Origin of the sequence: Actinomadura craniellae (genome assembly GCF_003289645.1) — a bacterium.
GTDB lineage: Bacteria > Actinomycetota > Actinomycetes > Streptosporangiales > Streptosporangiaceae > Actinomadura_D > Actinomadura_D craniellae.
Genome location: NZ_QLYX01000020.1, coordinates 115,514 through 135,809, shown reverse-complemented (window position 1 = coordinate 135,809; position 20,296 = coordinate 115,514). Strand labels below are relative to the sequence as shown.

Below are 20,296 nucleotides of genomic sequence, written 5' to 3'. Positions count from 1 at the left end.
ACGCCCGCCCGCCGATGACATCTTCGCTTATTCCGGCTGCTCGCAGCCAGTATCTGATTGATCTTCTCGTTCAGGTTCCGGACCCGAGGAAGAGGCGGGGGCGTCGGCATCGGCTGGCCGGCTTGCCGGCGGTGGGGATCGCGGCGGTGGTGGCGGGGTCGCGGTCGTTCGCGGCGATCGGGCAGGGGCTGTCATCACGCTGGATGCGCTGCACGCCCAGACCGACACGGCCGCGCTGATCATCGGGAGGGGAGCGCACTACGTGATGACCATCAAGGGGAACATGCCCACCCTGCACCACAGGTTGAAGGCCCTGCCCTGGGCGCAGATCCCCTCGGTCTCAACGGTCTCCAAAGACCACGGCCGCAGGGTCCGCCGCACCATCAAGGTCGCCGCGGTCCCGGCCTGGATCGCCTTCACCGGAGCCTCCCAGATCGCGCAGCTCCGCCGCACCGTCACCAAGAAAGGCAAGAAGACCGTCGAGGTCGTCTACCTGATCACCAGCGCCGACGTCCGTACCGCCCCTCCCGCCGCCCTCGCCGCCTGGGTCCGCGGCCACTGGGAGATCGAGAACAAGCTCCACTGGGTCCGCGACGTCACCTACCGGGAAGACAGTTCCCTGGTCAGAACCGGCAACGCACCCCGTGTCATGGCGTCCTTGCGCAACACCGCGATCAGCCTCCTGCGCCTGGACGGCAAGACCAACATCGCCGAAGCCAACCGCCACCACGCCCGCGACCCCCAACGCACCCTCACCCTCCTCCAGACCACATGAACGACCCCACCCCCAGCCACATCACCGCAGGCCACAGCCCGAATTCACGACTTTGCCGTGTCCCTGCGCAAGACATGCCAACCCACGTGGAAGCAGCTTTCCACCGTTTGGTCGAAGCAGGCTTCACCGCCAGACTCATTTGACCTATTCGCGAATGGAATCCATCTCGGTCCATGCCGCTTAGCGAGTGGCGGTAGTCGCAGCGAGGCTCTGGTCAGGTTTCGGGATCGAAGATGGGTCTGCTTTCTGCTCCTGCCATCAACTCGTCGTCGGCCGCGCCGATGTTCTGGCTAGCGGTCAGGCGCCATTGCCCGTCTTCCTTCGCCATGACCCACAGCGGAGAGCCCACATCCGGCCCGTCGGGGGTTTGATACACCTGGCGCAGCTTGATGGCGGCGACATCGGGGCGGATGAACAGGACGTGCTCCAACTCGAACGTGATTGACAGGCCCTCCATCCCACCGGGGAGTACCTGGTGGGTGAAGGTCGTGATCTCGTCGAGGCCATAGAGGCGCTTGCCGCCGCCCGTCGTCCAGATCGCATCGGCCCGGAACAAACTGAGGAACTCTTCGGGAAGCTCGTTGTTCTGGGCATGTTCGACCGTGGCAACCACCTGCTTGATCGCTTCGATCTCGGCTTCGCGTGTCTGTGCGTCAAGGTTCGTTACGCTCATGAAGTTCATCCTAAAACCTCAATTTGACTTGAGGTCAAGGCGGTTCTGCTGGGCGAGGCAATCGCGGAGCAGCCAGCACGAGTACCGCGAACATGTGTGTATGGGGATGACTGGCGGCAACCGTGACGGCAACAAGAGCGAACACCCCCGAACGCGAGAGATCGACAGCGGAAGGTCAGCCAGGCCGCACGAGTCCGTGATCTCGGGCCGGAACGAACTGATGAAGATGTGGTCCAACTGCCGAGGGCGATGTCGTCTGCATCGCGAGCCAGGGGGCGATTATGGGTGCACTTTCGACGCAGGACGAGGTGCTTACCGTGAGCAACCGCGACGACTCGATCGCGCACATCACACGCCTCTATCGAGCCGTGGAGAAGGGCGAGAACCCGACGACCGAATGCTGGGAGAACCCCAGTTTGAGGTCAAGGGAGGCGGTGGGCTGTGGAGATGAGCGTGTGGGCGTCGGGCTCGCGGCCCGCGAGCTTGGCGGCTTGGTTGATCTGTTCCTCGGTCATGGAGCGTGCGAGTTGGATCGCCTCGTGGACGCCGTCGCCATTACCGACGTCAAGCATGTTGAGGAACCAGCGGACGGCCTGGACGGGGTCGGGGGCGGTGCCGGTTCCGTCCCGGTAGCAGAGAGCGGCGGCGAACATGACCAACCCAGAGCCACTGGCTCCCGGGAGCCACGGGAGTGGAGACCTGCGTGCGATGAAGTCACCAGCACTGGCATGCCCCGTCCGCGCCATCGGATGCTGCCCTGCTGGCGTATCTCCGGTGAGAGTTCGGCGGCCTGCTGCTCGCCACGTGACGTCAGCGGTTGCGGACGGCCTTGAGGTCGATGTCGAGGGCGAGGGACAGGGGCGTGGTGATCCGGTCGTGGTGCACGCCGGTTGGGACGTAGCTGTCGGTGGCATCGTCGAGCTCATAGGTGTAGATCGCGAACGCCGGTGCGGTCTGGTCGGTCTCCACTTGCCAGTAGTGCCGGATTCCGGCCTCCGCGTACAGAACTGGTCGTACCCGCCGGTCCTTACGCTTGGTGGACGGTGACACCACCTCGACGACGAGGGTGACCAGAGCGGCAGGGATGGGGCGTTCGTACACGTCATGCTCAGTCGAGTACACGACGATATCGGGAGCGATCTCGACTGGCTCCACCTCGTCGTCGTCCACGAGAACGTCCACGTCCGTATCGACCTGCCAGGTGTCGAGGGCGGCCTCTTCGATACGGGTGGCCAGGCGCCGCGCGATGCGCTGATGGATGGGGTGGGGCCGGGGGCGCACGATGAGCTCCCCGTGGATGAGGCTCACACGTACAGGGAGGTCTTCGGGCAGCGCCGCATAGTCTGCCCGGGTCCAGGTGTCGCCGGACGGCAATGGGAGAGCCATCGCGGGCACGGTGGGGTTCTTCCTGTACCGCATCCACCCAGTGTGCCCCGATCCCTCGGTTCGGCGTTGCTGGCGGGCCAGGGGTCTGCGCGTGCCGCATCCCTGCGGCGGCTTCACCGCCTGCGGTAGCCACCTTTTTGTGGGTACTTGTTCTCCGGTGGGGCCGGGGCGAGTCTGGTCATGGGTGGATGGGGAGGTCGGCTGGTGTATCAGGAGGCCGGGCGGGCTTCGGCGAGTTTGTCCAGGCGGCGGTGGCCCCAGTCGGAAAGGGGGGCCAGTGCCTCGGAGAGTTCGCGGCCGAACGTGGTGAGGGAGTACTCGGTCTTCAACGGCAGCACCTCGTAGACCTCCCGGTGCACCAGCCCGTCGGCCTCCATCTCCCGGAGCGCCTGAGTCAGCACCTTCTCCGTGAGGCCGGGCAGTTGCCTGCGTAGCTCTCCGGGGCGGCGCGGGCCGGATTCCAGCAGCCAGAGCAGGGCCGTCTTCCATTTGCCGTCGATCACGGCGATCGCGGCGGTCACTCCGCAGACGTTCAGGTCCTGGGCACGACTGCGCGTCATCTTCGTCCCGTTTCCACCATTTGGAGTTGAATCATGACCTCGTACACCGACGATTCTGTCACGGTGCTCGGTTTGGGGCCGATGGGCCGGGCCCTGGCCGGCGCGTTCCTGAACGCCGGCCTGCGGACGACCGTATGGAACCGGACGCCGGGCAGGGATCGGGAGCTGGTCGAGCGGGGCGCGGTCAGCGTCCGGTCGGCCGAAGAAGCGGTCGCCGCGAGCGGGCTGACCGTGGTCTGCGTGGTGAACTACGACGCGTCGGACGCCATCCTGAGACGCGACGCGGTCACCGCTGCCCTCAACGGGCGTACCGCTGTCAGCCTGACCGCCGACACTCCGGGCCGGGCCCGGGACACCGAGCGGTGGGCCACCGGGCACGGGATTTGGTACCTGGACGGTGCGATCATGACGCCGGCCACCACCATCGGAACCGCGGACGCGGTGGTCATCTACAGCGGTCCCGAAGAGCTTTACCGGGAGCATCGGCCGGTGCTGAACGCGCTGGGCGGCACCCACACCCACCTCGGCGAGGAGATCGGCCGGGCGGCGGCGTACGACATCGCACTGCTCGACATCTTCTGGACCGCGATGGCGGGCTACGCGCACGCGCTGGCGGTGGCGAAGGCGGAGGGTGTCACGGCCCGGGAGCTGGCACCCTTCGCCAAGGGCATCGGCGCGATCCTTCCTCCCATCTTCGAGGAGGTCGCGGAGGAGGTGGACACGGGCAGCTTCTCCGGTGAAGACAACCCGATCACCTCCGCGACATCGTCGATGGCCCATGTCGTCCACACCTCCGAGGCGCACGGTATCGACGCCGGCGTGATGCGCGCGGCCGAAGGCATGGCCCGCCGGGTCATCGGGCTGGGCCACGGCACCGACGGGTTCATGCGGGTCACCGAGATGCTGGGACGGCGCTGAAGGCCGCTGCCGGGTGCTGGTCGAACCGTCGGTCACGCGGCCGGCGGTTCGCGTGACCGTGTAGTGATCTTGAACTGGCAGGCTTGGCGGTTCGTCTGGTGTGAACGAACTGGAGTCGTGCATGCGTCGTCGTCCTCTGGCCTTTGTCGCGGCCGCCGCTCTCGCCGGCACGCTGGTGTCCGCGTCGCCCGCTGTGGCCGAGGAGGTCAGGTTCACCGCGTTCACCGTGTCGCCGCAGGTGACCGCCTCGAGCTTCCAGGTGTCGGGGCAGGTTCTCGGGACCCGCGCGGCGGAGTCCACGAACCAGAGCGAGACCTTCGTGTGGGTCGAGCTCCAGTTCTCCACCGACAAGAAGACGTGGACCTCGCAGGTGGAGCACTGGCTCGACAAGCAGGGCCGTTTCGCGTTCGGCTTCAGCACCTCGCGCGACGGCTACTGGCGGGTCCTGGTCAAGGGCACCGGCGTCGCCACCGCCCCGGTGCGGGTGGACAAGCGCACCGGCACCGACATGACCTTCCTCAACGTCTCCCCGGAACCCGCCCGCAAGGGCCAGCGCGTCTACCTGTACACCGGGGTGATCCAGCTCAAGAGCCGCTGGGCCGGTTACGCGGGGCAGTGGGTCTACATCTACTTCCGCCCGTACGGCGGGAAGACCTGGTCGTACGTGACGGTCGCGAAAACGGACTCCGCCGGCTACGTCCGCAAGGCCATCACCGCCACCCGTTCGGGCACCTGGCGGGCCGTCTACAAGGGTTCCGCCACCCACATGAGGGCCGAAAGCCCCACCGACTACGTCACCGTGCGCTGACCACCCACCGGGCCGGTGATCGTTGAGGATAGGTGGTGTCAGAGCACCACCTATCCTCAACGATCACCGGGGCAGGCAAGGCGTGCCCCGTCAGGGCGGCCGGGTCCCGTGCGAGCGAACCAAGGCCATCGGAACCCGGCCCACTTCGAAACACGCCTGAGGACCGGTCACGGGAAGGGCCTCAGCGAAGCTGCGACCGGAGCCAGGCCGGATCGGGGTTGACCCGGCCTTCCCCCGCCACGACGACGGTCGGCACCGTCTCGTTGCCGTCCGCGATGCCCCGCACCACGGCGGCGCCCGCCGGATCCCGCCAGATGTCCACCCAGTGGACGAGCCGGGCGTTCCGGCCGAGCTTCAGCCGCAACCGCAGGCAGAACTTGCAGCCGGGCCGCCAGTAGACGATCGGCCGCCCATCCACCGCGCTCCGCCGTTCGGCCTCGGCCTGGGTGCGGGACCGCGGAAAGACCAACGGTGACAGCAGCCCCGCCACCAGCACGTACGGCACCAGCCAGGCCGCCGCCCACGGCCAATCCTGCGTGCCGGCGACGACCAGGCCGATCGTCACCAACAGGACGGGAAGCATCCACCTACGCACCACGGACGCACGCTACTCCCTTCCGCCGGTCGCGTGAACGAGCACCGCGGTTCCGGTGAACGGGTGCGGCGTGCGTGCGAGGTCGAGCGTGCCCGTCAGGGCAGGGATCGGACCACCGGTATCGGGTCGGCTCAGCCGAGTTGCCGTGCCATCTCGTGGTGGAAGGAGACCAGTCCCGCCATGAGAACGGCCTTTCGGGAGACCTTGGACAGGTCCTCGCCCTCCACGGTCGATGGCGGCGGCCAGGTGTGGATGCCTTCGTCCAGCCCGAGTGCGGCCACTTCGGTCTCCCAGCCGGGCCAGCGCAGGGTCTCGTAGAACCGGGTCAGCGAGCCGGCGAGCACGGCGTACAGCCAGTCGGCGTACCCCTGTTCCAGGTTCTGCCAGCCGAGATCGTCCGGGCCGAAGTAGTGGATCGTGGGTGGCGCCCCGGGCTCGGCCGGCACCCAGGCGAACTGGCCACCCAGCACGTCGTGGCCCACCACGAGCCAGCGTGACGCCGGATCGGCCTCGGCCGCCACGTCGGGGAGGCCGTCCCCGCCGCTGCCGAGACCTCGGAGCTGGAACGGGCGGTTCGGGAAGCGCCCGCGCGGGTGTGGGGACAGTAGGCTGGGGCGGTCAGGACCAGGCCCGTCGAGCGGGTTCAGGGAGGCACACCATGACCGCCGAGATGGTCGCCCCCGCGTGGATGCACGAACAGATCACGGCAGAGCAGTACGACTCCTGGTCCGAGGAGCAGTGCGCGGGCATAGAGATCGTGGACGGGATGGTCGTCGTGAGTCCCAGCGCGTCCAAGCGCCATAACCGCTTGGCCCGGATCCTGGCGAACGCGCTGGAGAGCGCCGCGGGCCCGGACTGGAACGCCGATACCGACTTCGACGTCCGGTTGCGGGATGTGCCGCTCACCAACCGCCGTCCGGATGTCGTCGTGTACCGCGCGGACACGATTGATGTCACGCCTACGCGCCCCGAGCATGTGCTGCTGGTCGCCGAGGTCGTCTCGCCGGGCTCGGAGACCACCGACCGGATCGTGAAGGCCGATCAGTACGCCAGGGCCGGTATCGCTTTCTACTGGCGGATCGAGCAGGCCGCCACCGGCGTCCCGCTGGTGTACACCTACGTGCTCGACCCGGCGGCCGGGATCTACCGGGACGGGGAGGTGTTCACCGGGGTGGTCAAGGTCGCGGCGCCCTTCCCGGTGGAGATCGACCTCGGCACGATCTGATCCCGCCAGGCCACCGGGACGTGGCCGGGCCGTCTTCGCCTTTGTCGTGGCCGCGCACCTCGGTCGGCCGTGGCGCGGGGGCGGTCAGCGGGAGGTGAGGGGGGTTTCGGACTCGACCCGGGTGAGTTTTTCGGGGTTGCGGACGTAGTAGAGGCCCGTGACGCGGGTGTTCTCCACGCGGAAGGCCAGCACGCCGTCGATCACGCCGTCCAGGCGCAGGATGAGCCCGGGGTTGCCGTTGACCGTCGTGGGTTCGCTGGTGAAGGCGCCGCCGGCCTTGGCGACGCTGCCGGCCATGTAGGCGAGCACCTTGTCGACGCCGGCGACCGGCCGCAGGGCCGCCTGCCTGAGGCCGCCGCCGTCGCTGACGAAGACGACGTCCGGGGCGAGGACGTCGAGCAGCCCCTGCAGGTCCCCGGTCACGAGCGCGCGCTGGAACGAGTCCAGCACGGCCCGGGTCTCCTCCGGGGAGACCGGTGTGCGCGGCCGGCGGGCGTCGACGTGCCGGCGTGCGCGGTAGGCGATCTGGCGTGCGGCGGCGGGGCTCTTGCCGATCGCGGCCGCGATGTCGTCGTAGCCGATGTCGAAGACCTCGTGCAGCACGAAGACGGCGCGTTCGGTGGGGGCGAGGGTTTCGAGGACGAACATGAGCGCCAGCGACAGGCTCTCGGCCAGTTCGACGTCCTCGGCCACGTCGGGCGTGGTGAGCAGGGGCTCGGGCAGCCAGGGGCCGACGTAGGCCTCCTTGCGCCGGCTGAGGGTGCGCAGCCGGTTGAGCGCCTGCCGGGTCGTGATCCGTACCAGGTAGGCGCGCTGGTCCCGCACCTGCGCCAGGTCGACCTTGACCCAGCGCAGCCAGACCTCCTGGAGGACGTCCTCGGCGTCCGCCGCCGATCCGAGCATCTCGTAGGCGACGGTGAACAGCAGGTCGCGGTAGCTGACGAAGGACTCCGTCGCGAGGTCGTCGGTGCTGTGGTCGTTCATGTCCTGCGCTTCGCTCCCTCGTGGTCGGCCCCGGGTGCCGGTGACGGGCTGCGGAACATGTACCCGGTCCGCTGCCGGCGGAGCATCCCCGCTGATCAGGCCGGGTCGGCACCCCCGACGCCCGGCCGCGGCGTCGTGTGCTCGTCACTTCAGCCCGGCCCTGTCCGGCTGGACCGGCCGAACAGGGCGTTGGGCGGTGTTCAGGCTGAGGCGTTTCCGGGCGACCGGTACCCGCCGTGGGATGCGCGGGAACCGGCCTTGCGTGCCCCGGACGCCATCTGCTTGAGGGGGAGATTGCAGGCGAACTCCTTGACGTTGGCGCCGAGCCGCCCGCTGATGTGCAGCGCGTTCACCTTGTCGTTCAGGTAGGAGAACTGGGCGACGCCCGTGTTCCGGCCGAGGCTGATGCACTGCCCGCCGAAGATCAACCGGACGGGGGTGGGTGTCTTCCCCGCGATCCGGCGCAGGACCGTGGTGGCGGCCCCCGCACCGAGTTGCACGGCGGCCTGGCAGCTCATCCGGAACGGCCGCTCCGTCATCACGGCCGCGTCCCCGGCGGCGACGATGCGCGCATCGCCCACGCTGGTCAGCGTCGAGTCGGTGAGCAGGCGGCCGTCGGCGTCGGTGCGCAGCCCGCTGCGGGCGGCCAGGTCCGGGACGTGGAAGCCCGCGGTCCAGATCGTCACCGCGCTGGGCAGTTCGTGGCCGTCGGCGAGCCGTACGGCGTCGCGCGTCACTTCCGTCACCCGCGCCCGGGGACCTTCGAGGACGGTCACACCCAGCTTGGCGAGCCGCCGGGCGACCGGGCGGCGGCCCTGGGGGTGCAGGGAGGGGCCGAGCACCTCGCCGCAGACCAGGGTGACCTTGCGGCCCGTTTCCGCCAGCTCGGCGGCGGTCTCCATGCCGGTCGGGCCGGCCCCGACCACGGTCACCGGGGCCGTCGCGGGCGTCGCGGCCAGCGCCGTGCGCAGCTGTTCCGCCCCTTCGAGGTCCGTCACCGTGTAGGCGAACTCCGCCGCTCCGGGCACGCCGGGATCGGCGGCGCCGCTCCCCACCGCGTAGACGAGGTAGTCGTAGGAGACCGTGCCACCGCCCGCCAGCGACACCCGGCGCCCGGCGGCGTCGATCCGGGTCGCGGTGTCGACCACCAGCCGGACGTTCCCGCCCAGCAGCGAACCGAAGCTCTCGACCGCGTCATCGGAACCGGTCACGAACTGGTGCAGGCGGATCCGCTCGACGAAGTCGGGACGCGGATTGACCAGGGTCACCGACACGCCGTCGTGGCGGGCCAGGCGATTGGCCGCCATCACGCCCCCGTACCCGCCGCCGACCACGACCACCTCGACGTTGTTCCCGCTCATCGTGCCTCCCTCGTGTTGTGGACTCGCCCTTGAGACACCGGCCGCGCACCCGGCGTAACGGGTCCGCGGATGAGACGTGGCACACAATCGTTGAGGAGGGCTGGGGCCCCACCCCTCCTCAACGATCACGCGGGCAAGGGGCCGGAGGTGGACTGGGGGGCTCGGGAAATCCTTCGATCGTTACAGCGGGCCCTGGCCGGCCGCGGGCGCTGTTTCGCCCAGTTGGATGGCCTTGACCTCGGTGAACTCCTCCACCCCGTGGCGGCCGAACTCGCGCCCGTTGCCCGACTGCTTGTAGCCGCCGAACGGCGCCAGCATGTTCAGGCCCGCCCCGTTCAGGTACACCTGGCCCACCTGGAGCCGGTGGGCGACCCGCAGCGCGTCCTCGGGCGCGCCGAAGACCGCGGCGTTGAGCCCGTAGATCGTCGAGTTGGCGATCTCGATCGCCTCGTCCTCGGTCGTGTACGGGATGACCGAGAGGACGGGGCCGAAGATCTCCTCCTGGGCGATCGTGGAGTCGGGCGCGACGTTCGCGAAGATCGTCGGACGGATGTAGGCGCCCGACTCGAGGCCGGGGATCCGCCCGGGGCCGCCGTAGGCGAGCGTCGCGCCTTCGGCGATGCCCTGCTCGATGTAGGCGTTCACGCGTTCCCACTGTTTCTGCGAGGCGAGGGGGCCCAGCCGGACCGATTCGTCGGCGGGGTCTCCCACCGTGTAGGCGGCGGCGGCCTCGGCGAGCCTGGTCACGATCTCGTCGTGGCGGTCGGCGGGGACGAGCAGCCGGGTCCACGCCCCGCACGCCTGGCCGCTGTTGCTCCACGAGTTCACCAGGGTCTCCGCGACCGCGTGCTCCAGGTCGGCCCCGTCGAGGATGATGTTGGCCGACTTGCCGCCGAGTTCCAGCCCGACCCGCTTGACGTTCTGCGCGGCGAGGACCGAGACGCGCTTGCCGACGGCGGTCGAGCCGGTGAACGAGAGCATGTCGATGCCGGGGTGCGCCGCGATCGCCTCGCCGACGACGGCGCCGCTGCCGTAGACGACGTTGAAGACCCCGGCGGGGATCCCCGCCGCCGCGATCGCCCCGGCGAGGATCGCCGCGGTCAGCGGGGCCAGTTCGGCGGGCTTGAACACGATCGTGTTCCCGGCCAGGAGCGCCGGGGCGATCTTCGTCATCGTCTGCTGGAGGGGGAAGTTCCACGGGGTGATCGCTCCGACGACGCCGACGGGCTCGCGGACGATCAGCGAGTCTCCGGCCCGCTCGGCCCACTCGACCGACGGTTCGAGCTCCGCGGTCGCCGCGGCCACGGCTGCCGGGAGGCCGGCCTGCGCCATCCGCGCGAAGCCGATCGGCGCGCCGATCTCGGCGGTGATGGCCTGCGCGATCTGCTCGTTGCGTGCGGTGAGTTCCTGGGCGAGCCGGGCGAGCGTCTTCGCGCGCGTGCTCGTGGGGGTCCCCGCCCAGCCGGGCAGGGCCGCGCGCGCCGCCGCCACCGCCCGGTCGACGTCGGCCGCGGTGCCGGACGGCACGGTCGCCACGACCGAGCCGGTGACGGGGCTGACGACCTCGATGCGGGCGTGGACATCCTCCGTGAAGCCTCCGTCGATCCAGTGTCCCGGGGCTGCCAGATGTGCGTGTGTAGCTGTCATGCCTCCAGCCTGGGCGCCGCGGAACCGGACATCCATGCCCGGCCTTGGCAAGGCTCGCCCGCCGCCTCACCTTGCTCGACCAGGGCATGGTTCACCGCCGCGACCGCGTTCACGATGGTGAGGGAACCCCGATCCACGGAGGAGACGTGCAGGACGTGACCGGCCCGCGAGGTGAGCGGGCCCCGACCGCGGGCATCGGCGTCGAGCCGTCCCCGGCGGGTGCGCGGCGATGATCGAGCGACGGCGGCTCGCCGAGTTCATCAGGGCCCGGCGCGAAGCGCTCACACCCGAGGACGTGGGCATGCCGCGCGGGCCACGCCGCCGCACGAGCGGGTTGCGCCGGGAGGAGGTGGCCGTGCTGAGCGGGGTTTCGAGCGACTACTACAGCAAGATCGAGCAGTACGGCGGCCCGGTGCCCTCCGAGCAGATCCTCGCCGCCCTCGCGCGCGGGCTGCAGCTGACGCTCGACGAGCGTGACCATCTCTTCCGCCTGGCCGGATACGCGGTGCCCGCCCGCGTCGCCCGGCGCGACCACGTGAACGCCGGCCTGATGCGGGTGCTCGCCCGCCTCCAGGACACGCCCGCCCAGGTCGTCACGCAGCTCGGCGAAACCCTCGTGCAGACGCCGCTCGCCGTCGCGCTCCTCGGGGACGAGACGGCGCATGTGGGCCGGCGGCGCAGCCGGATCTACCGCTGGTTCACCGATCCCCGGGAGCGGGAACGGACTCCGGCCGAGGACCACCGGCACCACTCCGAGATGATCGTGGGCCATCTGGTCGCCGCCTCGGCGAACGAGGCGCTCCGCGAGCCCGTCGCCGAGCTCGTCCAGGGGCTGTCCCGCGAGAGCGAGGAGTTCGCCCGGTTGTGGGAACGGCAGCCCGTCCCCACGCAGTACTGCGAGATGAAGCGGATCCTCCACCGCGATGTCGGCGCGATCGACGTCTACGGGCAGACGCTGTTCGATCCCGACCAGTTCCAGGCACTCATGATCTTCACCGCTGCGCCCGGCACCGACAGCCACGACAAGCTCCGGCTGCTGTCGGTCCTCGGCACCCAGCGGCTGACGCTCTCGTGACGGCGCGCCGCCCCGCTCGGGGTGACGGCGCGGCGGGGACAGCGCACGGGAGCGGTGGAGATCAGGTGCGGTGTCCGAGCAGTTCGGCGAGCCGGCGTAGCTTCTCGGCCTGAGGCAGGATCAGCTGTGGCTGGAGCCGGTCGCGGCGGTCCTCGATGAGGAGCTCGCCATCGCGCAGGCTCCACGATGGCGGCACCTGGCCGTTCAGATGGGCGTCGACGAGCGCGGGGGAGAACAGCGCGCGGGCCGCCCGCGGATCTGAGGTGCCGACGTGGAACCACCGGTCGAACTCCGGCACTCCGGTCAGGCCGTACGCGGTCTCCGCGCGAAGGCGCTTGGCCACCGTGACCTCTGGCCAGTCGCCCGGCAGGTGCGCGACGTGGACGGCGAGGCGGTGTGTCAGCCAGTAGTGCACCGGCACCGTGACGCCGTCCACATCGGGGGCGGATTCGTGGATCTCGGTGGAGTGGACGCAGTCCGCCGCGGTCACCCGCAGCCCTCGCACGGATCCGGTGACCAGGCGGTTGACCCGGAACCTCTCCAGGTCGGCGAACCGCCCGCGCCAGGCCGCCGCCACATCGCCCTCGTGGAAGTCCCAGCCGTGCGCGGCGGCCCAGCTCCGGAGTTCCTGGGGATGCCGGCGGTCGGCCTGCTCGGCGCGCCGGTCCGCGGCCTTCGACCTCAGCTCCGCCACCACCACGGCGACGATGAGACCGCCCAGCATGACGCCCGGGATGAGAAGGCCCCACTGTTGCTCCGTCATCTCCACCAGACCTGCGGGTTCTCCCGGGTTCCGCCGGGACGCGTGCTCTCCGCAGGATCGGCCTTTCCGGTGCCGGGGGTCAACAGCACCCGCGATCGGTCCCGATGTGCGACCCGTGCGCACGGGGCGAGGTGCGGATCGCTGTCACATCCGGGCGGCCGATCCCGTCTACGAGGTGGAAGCGATCAACAGCAAGGAGGACGTCATGGAAGCTCGGCTCGACTACCTGGGCAGCGACGTCGCGATGAGGACCGTCAAGCATTTCGTCTCGGCGAGCAAGAGCCTGACCGGCTCGGCGCTGCCGGCGGCGACCCAGGAGCTGGTGAAGATCCGGGCCAGCCAGATCAACGGCTGCGCCGGCTGCCTCGACATGCACACCAAGGAGGCCGCGCACGCCGGGGAGACCTCGCTGCGGCTCAACCTGGTCGCGGCCTGGCGGGAGGCCACGGTCTTCACCGAGGCCGAGCGGGCCGCCCTGGAACTCACCGAGCAGGGCACCCGCATCGCCGACGCCGCCGGCGGCGTCACCGATGAGATCTGGGCGAACGCCGCCAAGCACTACGACGAGGAGCAACTGGCCGCCCTGGTGTCCCTCATCGCTCTCATCAACGCCTTCAACCGCCTGAACGTCATCATCCAGCAGCCCGCGGGCGACTACCGGCCCGGCCAGTCCGGCTGAGCGAACCGCTCTCGAATCGGGCGGGCGCCGGCGTGGCCCGGCCTCGCCCGGCCTGACCGCCGTGCCCGCGGCCACGCGCGAACACGGCGGATCCAGGCGGGTGATCCTCGGCACGGGCGCTACCGTCGGCCCATGCGCGTCGAGCATCGCAAGCTGATCCGTGATCTCATCCCGCAGATCATCGAGGCCGGCGGCCACCGGCCGGTCACCCGCGTTCTCGGCGAGGACGACTATCACGGCGCCCTGCTGGCGAAGCTCGTCGAGGAGGCGGCGGAAGTACGCGACGCGACCGCCGGCGGGCTACCGGGCGAACTGGCCGACGTCGTCGAAGTGATCACCGCGCTGCTGCCCGCCCTCGGCCTCACCTGGGACGACCTCTTCGCGCTGGCCGACCGCAAGCGCACCGAGCGCGGCGGGTTCACCGAGCGGATCTACCTCGAGTACGTCGACCACACCCCCTGAACCGCCCGGCGGACGGCCCGCCCGCTCGCCGGTGGTGGCCGGGCAGGTCAGGCGGGTGGCTCTGCGCGGGCACGGCGGCTCACTCGTCAGAGTGGAGGGGTTCGCGGCCTGGCGGGAGGAGGTCCAGGCCGGACCTGACCGCCGCTGCCTCCGCGTCGAGCAGGGCTCGCGCGCGGGTGCCCCAGTTCGCGTCGATCCGGAAGCCGTCGTCCGCGAACCGGGGGAAGACGTGCAAGTGGAAGTGGAAGACCTCTTGGAGGGCGGCTTCGCCGTCCGCGAGGAAGACGTTCACGCCTTCGCAGCGCAGGCCGGAGCGGCGTAGCGCCCGCCCCATGCGGTGCCCGACCCGCCAGATGTGGGCTCCGGTCTCCTCGTCGAGGTCTTCGAGGCCCACCGCGTGGACCCGCGGGATCACCAGGAGATGGCCCGGGGTGACCGCGCCGATGTCCATGACCACCATGACGTGGTCGTCCGCGTACGGGACGCTCGCCTCGGCTTCACCGCGGACGATGTCGCAGAACACGCATCCCGGGTCGTCGGGGGCTTTCATGGTCCGGTGAGTTCGGCCGGGCTCTCCGGCACGATGTGGGTCCGGCTGTCGGCGTGGCGCATGTATCCAGTGTGTGTGGACCGGCGCTGCCATGTCGATCTGGTTCCGCGGATCGAGGAAGCCGGAGATCGGCGGGGCTTCATCGGGGCTTGGGATGGGTGGCGAAGAAGGCCCAGATCGCGGCGGTGGCGTCGAGGGCCCGGGACGGCGGGTCGGCTCTCAGGCGTTCCTGGGCGGGCGTGTTGGGTTGCGAGCCCGGCCACTGGTGGCCGGCCCCACGCACGGCGATCAGGTGGACCGCGTGCCCGTCCGGGCAGGATGCGGCCGTGGTGGTGACGTCCCCGCGCCGGGTGACCTGGGGGCGGGCGCAGCGGCCGGTCTTCGACCATCGGGCGGTGAGCGGCTCGACGGCCTGCCCGTCCACCTTCACGAGGCCCTCACTGGGGGCGCCGTCGTAGCGGACGCGCCGGTCGGCCGTGCCGTGGACGTGGATGAGCGAGGTGGGCGCGGGGTCCGGGCACGGGCCGAGCAGGGTGGCCGCGACCGGCCCGTACGCGGCGAAGACGTCCGTCGTGCAGGCCAGGCGGTAGGCCAGCATCCCGCCGTTGGACATGCCGGACGCGTACACCCGCGACCGGTCCACCGGGATGCGCCGTCCGATCTCGGCGACCATCCGGGTCACGAAGGCCACGTCGTCCACCCCGGAGCGGCCCGCGCCGCCGCAGCACCCGTCGCCGACCGCCCAGGTCCGGTTGGTCCCGTCGGGGTAGGCGACCAGGAAGCGGCCCTGGTCGGCCTGCGCGTTCCAGCCGTAGGACCGTTCGGCCTGCCGGGCGCTGCCGAGCGCGCCGTGGAGCATGACCACCAGTGGGGCGGGGGCGGGCAGGTTCGCGGGGCGGTAGAGCAGGAAGGCGCGCTCGCGGCCGTCCACCGTGATCGTGTGGCTGGACGTGCCGGTGCCCTGCCGCCAGGGGTCCTGGCCTGGTGATGTCCGTTCGGCGTCACCGCCCGGGGTGCAGGCCGCGCACGCGAGCGCGCCGGCGAGCAGGAGCCGGGCGAGGAACCGTGAACGTAGTGGCCGGGCACGCGTTGGTGGGTTCCTGTGCTGCGCCGGTCCGCCCATCGAGTCGGGTCCTTCCAGGGGAGTCCGATTGTCGCGATGGTGCCGGATTCTTCTGGCGATTTCCTGGCAATCCGGTATCGGGTTCCGCCAGGGGCGGCCGGAACGTCGCGGAGTGCTGGACGGTGTGCGGCCCGGCTGAGAGCTTGACGGGCAACCATCTGGCTGCCTATTGTCCGGACAGGCAACCACAAGGTTGCCTTGTTGGATGATGGAGTGATGGACGCGGTTTTCAAGGCGCTGGCCGACCCCAGCCGGCGCCGGTTGCTGGACGGCCTGAACGAGCGCAACGGCCAGAGCCTGCGCGAGCTGTGCGCCGGCCTGGACATGACGCGGCAGGCCGTCACCAAGCACCTGGCCGTCCTGGAGTCGGCCGGCCTGGTCGCCACGGTCCGCCGGGGCCGGGAGAAGCTGCACTACCTCAACGCCGCGCCCATCAACGACATCGCCGAGCGCTGGATCGGCCGCTACGACCGCGAGCGGCTGCGCGCCCTCACCGACCTCAAACGGGCCCTGGAGGACACCGCGATGAGCCAGACCGAGTTCGTCTACGTCACCTACATCAAGACCACCCCGGAGAAGCTGTGGCGGGCGCTGACCGACCCCGCCTTCATCGCCCGCTACTTCGAGAACACCGGCCCGGAGTCGGACTGGCAGGTCGGCTCGCCCGTCCGGTGGAAGATGGACCCCGACGGCGAGTTCCAGGACCTGGACCAGGTGGTCCTGGAGTCCGAGCCGCACCGGCGGCTGTCCTACACCTGGCACAACTACCAGCCCGAGATGATGGAGATGTTCGGCTGGAGCGAGGAGCAGTTCGCCGAACTGGTCAAGGAGCGGCGGTCGAAGGTCACCTTCGAGATCGAACCGGCCGGTCCGGCGGTCAAGCTGACCGTCGTCCACGACGACTTCGAGCCCGACAGCGAGATGCTCCGGGGGATCGGCGGCGGGTGGCCGGCGATCCTGTCCAACCTCAAGTCCGTGCTGGAGACCGGGGAGCCGGTCTCGGCGTCCTGACGGAGGGAAACCGGCCGGTGCGGCGCCGTGCCCTTCGCGCCGGGAGCCGGCGTCCGCACCGGGCCGGAGCCGGTTCCGCGAAGTAACCTCATAGCGCGATTTATCGGGAAGAACCGGTACGGCCGATCCCGTTGCCCCTGTGTATGCCTCGAAAGCGGAGGCCGAGGGAACGGGCGGGGCAGCATGACCGAGAACCTGACGACCGACCGGCTCGTGCTGCGCGGCTGGCGACCCGAGGAGGACGCGGCGGCGGCCTTCGCCGTCTACGGGGCGGAGGACGTGGCCCGCTGGCTGACCCCGGCGATGGAACGGGTGGCCGACGAGGCGACCATGCGCTCGATGCTCGAAGCGTGGATCGACGAGGAGCCCGGGCTCATCCCGCCCTACGGCCACTGGGCCCTGGCCCGCCGGTCCGACGGCCAGGTCGTCGGCGGGCTGTCGCTGCGCCCGCTGCCGCCCTACAAGGAGGACATCGAGATCGCCTGGCAGCTCGCCCCCGCCTACTGGGGGCAGGGTTACGCCACCGAGGCCGCGCGGGCGCTGGCCGACTGGGCGTTCTCACAGGGAGCCGAGGAACTGTTCGCGGTGGTCCGGCCCGCCAACGACCGGGCCGCCGCGATGGCCCGCCGGGTCGGCATGGAGTGGACGGGCGAGTCGGACAAGTACTACGACCTGCACCTTCAGGTGTACCGGCTGCGACCCGACGACCTGGTCCTCGCCCGCCGGCGGGGCTGACGGCCGCCCGGGCGTGCTGGGCGCCGGCATAACCGGGCGGGTTCCGGGTTGGCGACCCACCCAATGTTCCGTTTGCGACGATTGTTCCTATTGACCAGTTGAGTCGCAGATCACACCCTGTCTGAGGCGCTGGATCATCAGCGCCGTTGCGGGAACGGGACGGCTCACCCCTGGGAGCCGTCCCGTCCCAAAAAGAGAGGGGACGTGATGTTCCGCAGGCTCATCGCCTTCCTGGCAGCGCTGCTGCTGGTGAGCGGGATGACGGCACAGGTCGCACAGGCCAAGCCGAAACCCCAGCGGCCGGTGATATTCGTGCACGGGTTCAGCGGCTCGGGCAGCCAGTTCGACACCCAGGCCCGCCGGTTCGCCGGTAACGGCTACCCGATCGACCACATCGAGGCGCACGAGTACGACTCGCTGTTCCAGCACAACACCGAGGCACAGGTGTTCGCCGGCCTCGACCAGCGCATCGACCGGCTGCTCAAGAAGACCCGCGCCGACAAGGTGGACCTGCTCGGCCACTCGCTGGGCACCCGGCTGATGCAGACCTACCTGAACAGCTCGCCCGAGCGGGCCGCGAAGATCGCCCACTACGTCAACCTCGACGGGGCGCCCGCCGCCGCGCCGCCGGGCGGCGTGCCGACCCTGGCCGTCTGGGGCGAGGGCTCCACCGCCCGCCAGATCGTCGGCGCCGAGAACGTCTACTTCTCCGACCAGGGGCACACCCAGACCGTCACCTCGGTCGAGACCTTCGCCGCGGCGTACGAGTTCTTCACCGGCAAGGCACCGCGCACCACCCGGATCGTCCCGCAGGTACGCATCGAGCTGTCCGGCCGGGCCGTGCTGTTCCCCTCCAACCTGGGAGCCGAGGGCGCCCGGCTGGAGATCTACGAGGTGAGCCCGTGGACCGGCGCACGCAAGAGCCGCAAACCGGTCGCGGTCCGGCAGATCAGTGGCGACGGCTCCTGGGGCCCGGTCAAGGCCTGGGGGCACGCACACTACGAGTTCGCGGTGGTCTGGAACGACCAGGCCGTCCACCACCTGTACTTCCAGCCGTTCCGGCGCAGCGACGCCCTGGTGCGGCTGCTGACCAGCCGGCCCGGTGAGGGCCTGTCGGGCCTGGTCGAGACCGGTCCAGGCCACTCCAGCCTGACGATCAACCGGCAGAAGGAGTGGTGGGGCGACCAGGGCACGGCCGGCGACTCCCTGAAGATCAACGGCCAGGAGATCCTCAACGCGGCCAGCAGCCCGCGCACCAAGCGGACCATCGGGATCTTCGCCTTCGACGCCGGCGTCGACCGCACCACGGACCTGGCCACCCCGATCCCGGCGTTCTTCAGCCAGCCGTTCATCTCCGGGGTCGACCTCTACATCCCCGCGAACGGCCGGCCGATCTCGCTGGTCGCCACCCCGCGCGGCGGCGGCCACAAGGACGTCCTGAACGTCCCGAGCTGGCCCTCGGCCACCGACCGGATCTCGGTGTCGTTCGACGACGACTGATCGCGGCGGGGGAGCGGCCGAGGCACGCCGCCGCCGAAGCGGCGGAGTGCCCAGGCCGCTCCCCCCGCCCCGACCTGGAAGACCTGCTCGACTTCCCCGGCTCAGGACAGCCGGACCAGGGTGTGCAGCAGCAACTGGAGTTCGAGCTGGTGGTCGGGGTCGGTGAAGGTGTCGCCGAACAGCTCCTCGATCCGGCGCAGCCGGTAGCGGATGGTCTGCTGGTGGACGCCCAGCCGCTCGGCGGCAACGACGGCGTTGTGGCCGCTTTCGAGGTACGCCAGCATGGTCGGCACCAGGCGGGTGCGCCGGGCGTCGCTGAGTTCCAGCAGCGGGGCGAGCCGCCGGGCCACCGCCGAGTCGACCAGGTCCCGGCCGGCCGCCGCGAGCAGGGTCGGCACGTGGTCCATGCACCTGATGAGCCCGCCGCGCAGCGCCCCGCGCTCCGCGCAGTCCAGCGCCTGCCGCGCCCACCGCAACGACGCCGCGGCCCGGGTGGGCGGCATGGCCGGGCCGATGGCGGCCGTCAGCCCGGCGAGCCCGGCAAGCAGCCGGTCGCGCCCGGGGCCGTCCGGGTCGGGCAGGACCAGGTAGGGGACGGCCGCCTCCCAGTCGGGCAGCAGCTCCGGCGGCATGATCGGGGGAGCCTTCTCCGCGGGCAGCAGGACGGCGACCACGGCGACGCTGCGGGGCACCTGCCAGCCGGCGGCCGTGGCCAGGTTGGTGATCAGATCGGGGCTGGCGGGCGGGTCGTCCATCAGCGCGTCCCGCAGCCTGCGCCGGTAGTGCTCCTTCTCGTTGGCGAGCTGGGCGCGGGCGCTGTCGTAGCCCATCGCGGCCGCGTTGGAGATCGTGTCGAGGAAGGCGAACAGCGCCTCGGTGATCTCGATCAGGACCGTGGGCGGCCAGTCCAGCCGGTCGGCGTCGCGGGTGAAGCGGCGGCAGGCGATCCGGCCGCTCATCCGCAGCGCCGTCTGCAGGTTCTCCAGGCTGTTGCCCTTGCGGGCCTCGTAGGCCCCGATCCGGGCGTAGAGCCGCAGCAGCGGCTCCCAGTCGGCGCCCTCCCGGGTGATGACCTCGGCGAACTGGGAGACGGTGGACCTGACGGTGTGCCGCATCTTCCGCGCGTAGTCGCTGCCGGCCGGGCGGTCGTACTCGGGCACCCGCTCCTGGATCCGGTCGACCATCTCGTCGGCGGCCTCGTCGAAGTAGGGCCGCAGCAGCCGGGCGTACCGGGACGGCATCCGCCCCCAGGACGGTTCCGAATCGGCGACGATCGCGGCGAGCGGCAACTCACTCAAGGTCGACCTCCTCGGAAGCCCGACACGGCGATCGTCCAGGGTAGCCAAGACGGGACGGCCGCACAGTGCGGTCACCGCTGGCCCGGGCGGTGACTTTTGTACGCCGATGACAGGTATCCGAAAAGGCCCCGGCCGCCCCGAGGGGCGGCCGGGGAGATGGAATGCGCC

The 20,296-nt window shown here is 70.4% G+C and carries 23 protein-coding genes; 10 read left to right on the top strand and 13 right to left on the bottom strand.

All coding sequences use genetic code 11. The features are described from left to right. Positions 1-193 precede the first annotated feature (193 nt). Positions 194-775, top strand: a complete 582-nt coding sequence (locus tag DPM19_RS31650; protein ID WP_111871753.1) for an ISAs1 family transposase — start codon at positions 194-196, stop codon at positions 773-775. A gap of 214 nt (positions 776-989) precedes the next feature. Here DPM19_RS31650 and DPM19_RS31645 read toward each other — a convergent pair whose 3' ends face one another. The 4 genes from DPM19_RS31645 to DPM19_RS31630 form a co-directional block, all read right to left on the bottom strand. Beyond that, positions 990-1,448: an SgcJ/EcaC family oxidoreductase gene (locus DPM19_RS31645; protein ID WP_111871772.1), complete on the bottom strand. Its 459-nt coding sequence runs from the start codon at positions 1,446-1,448 to the stop codon at positions 990-992. Positions 1,449-1,870: 422 nt separating this feature from the next. After that, entirely contained in the window at positions 1,871-2,101 is a 231-nt protein-coding gene (locus tag DPM19_RS31640; RefSeq protein WP_111871752.1) for an SEL1-like repeat protein, read from the bottom strand. A gap of 157 nt (positions 2,102-2,258) precedes the next feature. Beyond that, complete coding sequence (locus tag DPM19_RS31635; RefSeq protein WP_111871751.1) at positions 2,259-2,867, bottom strand: Uma2 family endonuclease; 609 nt, start codon at positions 2,865-2,867, stop codon at positions 2,259-2,261. Positions 2,868-3,043: 176 nt separating this feature from the next. Then, positions 3,044-3,394 carry a winged helix-turn-helix transcriptional regulator gene (locus DPM19_RS31630; RefSeq protein WP_111871750.1) on the bottom strand — a complete coding sequence of 117 codons (351 nt, stop codon included), beginning with the start codon at positions 3,392-3,394 and terminating at the stop codon, positions 3,044-3,046. A 33-nt stretch (positions 3,395-3,427) separates the two neighbouring features. Between DPM19_RS31630 and DPM19_RS31625 the strand changes: the two genes are divergently transcribed. Together DPM19_RS31625 and DPM19_RS35555 are read left to right on the top strand one after the other, a co-directional pair. After that, entirely contained in the window at positions 3,428-4,312 is an 885-nt protein-coding gene (locus tag DPM19_RS31625) for an NAD(P)-dependent oxidoreductase (RefSeq protein ID WP_111871749.1), read from the top strand. A gap of 121 nt (positions 4,313-4,433) precedes the next feature. After that, positions 4,434-5,120 carry a hypothetical protein gene (locus DPM19_RS35555; RefSeq protein WP_158566960.1) on the top strand — a complete coding sequence of 229 codons (687 nt, stop codon included), beginning with the start codon at positions 4,434-4,436 and terminating at the stop codon, positions 5,118-5,120. 181 nt (positions 5,121-5,301) lie between these two features. On the opposite strand, the gene DPM19_RS31615 is transcribed toward DPM19_RS35555, so the two are convergent. Further along, entirely contained in the window at positions 5,302-5,718 is a 417-nt protein-coding gene (locus DPM19_RS31615) for a glutaredoxin domain-containing protein (RefSeq protein WP_233510981.1), read from the bottom strand. 128 nt (positions 5,719-5,846) lie between these two features. Then, a complete protein-coding gene (locus DPM19_RS31610) occupies positions 5,847-6,236 on the bottom strand; it encodes a DUF2625 family protein (RefSeq protein WP_199485388.1) in 390 nt (129 codons plus the stop codon). A gap of 137 nt (positions 6,237-6,373) precedes the next feature. Here DPM19_RS31610 and DPM19_RS31605 point away from each other — a divergent pair, with 137 nt between their 5' ends. Beyond that, complete coding sequence (locus DPM19_RS31605; RefSeq protein WP_111871746.1) at positions 6,374-6,940, top strand: Uma2 family endonuclease; 567 nt, start codon at positions 6,374-6,376, stop codon at positions 6,938-6,940. 84 nt (positions 6,941-7,024) lie between these two features. Here the strand turns inward: DPM19_RS31605 and DPM19_RS31600 are convergent, their stop codons facing one another. The 3 genes from DPM19_RS31600 to DPM19_RS31590 form a co-directional block, all read right to left on the bottom strand. Beyond that, on the bottom strand, positions 7,025-7,924 hold the full coding sequence (locus DPM19_RS31600; protein WP_111871745.1) for an RNA polymerase sigma-70 factor: 900 nt from the start codon (positions 7,922-7,924) through the stop codon (positions 7,025-7,027). A gap of 200 nt (positions 7,925-8,124) precedes the next feature. Further along, the gene (locus DPM19_RS31595) at positions 8,125-9,285 is read right to left on the bottom strand and encodes an NAD(P)/FAD-dependent oxidoreductase (protein WP_111871744.1); all 1,161 of its coding nucleotides are present in this window, start codon (positions 9,283-9,285) and stop codon (positions 8,125-8,127) included. Between the two features lie 180 nt (positions 9,286-9,465). Beyond that, a complete protein-coding gene (locus DPM19_RS31590) occupies positions 9,466-10,932 on the bottom strand; it encodes an aldehyde dehydrogenase family protein (RefSeq protein ID WP_111871743.1) in 1,467 nt (488 codons plus the stop codon). Between the two features lie 229 nt (positions 10,933-11,161). On the opposite strand from DPM19_RS31590, the gene DPM19_RS31585 reads away from it, so the two are divergent. After that, entirely contained in the window at positions 11,162-12,007 is an 846-nt protein-coding gene (locus tag DPM19_RS31585; RefSeq protein WP_111871742.1) for a helix-turn-helix transcriptional regulator, read from the top strand. Positions 12,008-12,068: 61 nt separating this feature from the next. On the opposite strand, the gene DPM19_RS31580 is transcribed toward DPM19_RS31585, so the two are convergent. Further along, positions 12,069-12,770 carry a hypothetical protein gene (locus DPM19_RS31580; protein WP_146779075.1) on the bottom strand — a complete coding sequence of 234 codons (702 nt, stop codon included), beginning with the start codon at positions 12,768-12,770 and terminating at the stop codon, positions 12,069-12,071. Positions 12,771-12,975: 205 nt separating this feature from the next. On the opposite strand from DPM19_RS31580, the gene DPM19_RS31575 reads away from it, so the two are divergent. Then, positions 12,976-13,449, top strand: a complete 474-nt coding sequence (locus DPM19_RS31575; RefSeq protein ID WP_111871771.1) for a carboxymuconolactone decarboxylase family protein — start codon at positions 12,976-12,978, stop codon at positions 13,447-13,449. A gap of 132 nt (positions 13,450-13,581) precedes the next feature. Next, positions 13,582-13,911, top strand: a complete 330-nt coding sequence (locus DPM19_RS31570) for a nucleoside triphosphate pyrophosphohydrolase (RefSeq protein ID WP_111871740.1) — start codon at positions 13,582-13,584, stop codon at positions 13,909-13,911. A 79-nt stretch (positions 13,912-13,990) separates the two neighbouring features. Here DPM19_RS31570 and DPM19_RS31565 read toward each other — a convergent pair whose 3' ends face one another. Together DPM19_RS31565 and DPM19_RS31560 are read right to left on the bottom strand one after the other, a co-directional pair. Beyond that, on the bottom strand, positions 13,991-14,461 hold the full coding sequence (locus tag DPM19_RS31565; RefSeq protein WP_111871739.1) for an HIT family protein: 471 nt from the start codon (positions 14,459-14,461) through the stop codon (positions 13,991-13,993). Between the two features lie 139 nt (positions 14,462-14,600). Further along, positions 14,601-15,584 carry an alpha/beta hydrolase family esterase gene (locus tag DPM19_RS31560; RefSeq protein WP_111871738.1) on the bottom strand — a complete coding sequence of 328 codons (984 nt, stop codon included), beginning with the start codon at positions 15,582-15,584 and terminating at the stop codon, positions 14,601-14,603. 216 nt (positions 15,585-15,800) lie between these two features. Here DPM19_RS31560 and DPM19_RS31555 point away from each other — a divergent pair, with 216 nt between their 5' ends. The 3 genes from DPM19_RS31555 to DPM19_RS31545 all read left to right on the top strand — a co-directional run bounded on the left by DPM19_RS31555 (position 15,801) and on the right by DPM19_RS31545 (position 18,830). Then, positions 15,801-16,595, top strand: coding sequence for an ArsR/SmtB family transcription factor (locus tag DPM19_RS31555; RefSeq protein ID WP_111871737.1), 795 nt, complete (start codon positions 15,801-15,803; stop codon positions 16,593-16,595). 183 nt (positions 16,596-16,778) lie between these two features. Then, positions 16,779-17,330 (top strand): GNAT family N-acetyltransferase, encoded by a 552-nt coding sequence (locus DPM19_RS31550; protein ID WP_111871736.1) that lies wholly within the window; start codon positions 16,779-16,781, stop codon positions 17,328-17,330. 207 nt (positions 17,331-17,537) lie between these two features. Further along, on the top strand, positions 17,538-18,830 hold the full coding sequence (locus DPM19_RS31545) for a lipase/acyltransferase domain-containing protein (protein ID WP_233510979.1): 1,293 nt from the start codon (positions 17,538-17,540) through the stop codon (positions 18,828-18,830). A 101-nt stretch (positions 18,831-18,931) separates the two neighbouring features. Here DPM19_RS31545 and DPM19_RS31540 read toward each other — a convergent pair whose 3' ends face one another. Next, positions 18,932-20,128, bottom strand: coding sequence for a PucR family transcriptional regulator (locus DPM19_RS31540; protein ID WP_233510977.1), 1,197 nt, complete (start codon positions 20,126-20,128; stop codon positions 18,932-18,934). Between the last annotated feature and the right edge of the window lie 168 nt (positions 20,129-20,296).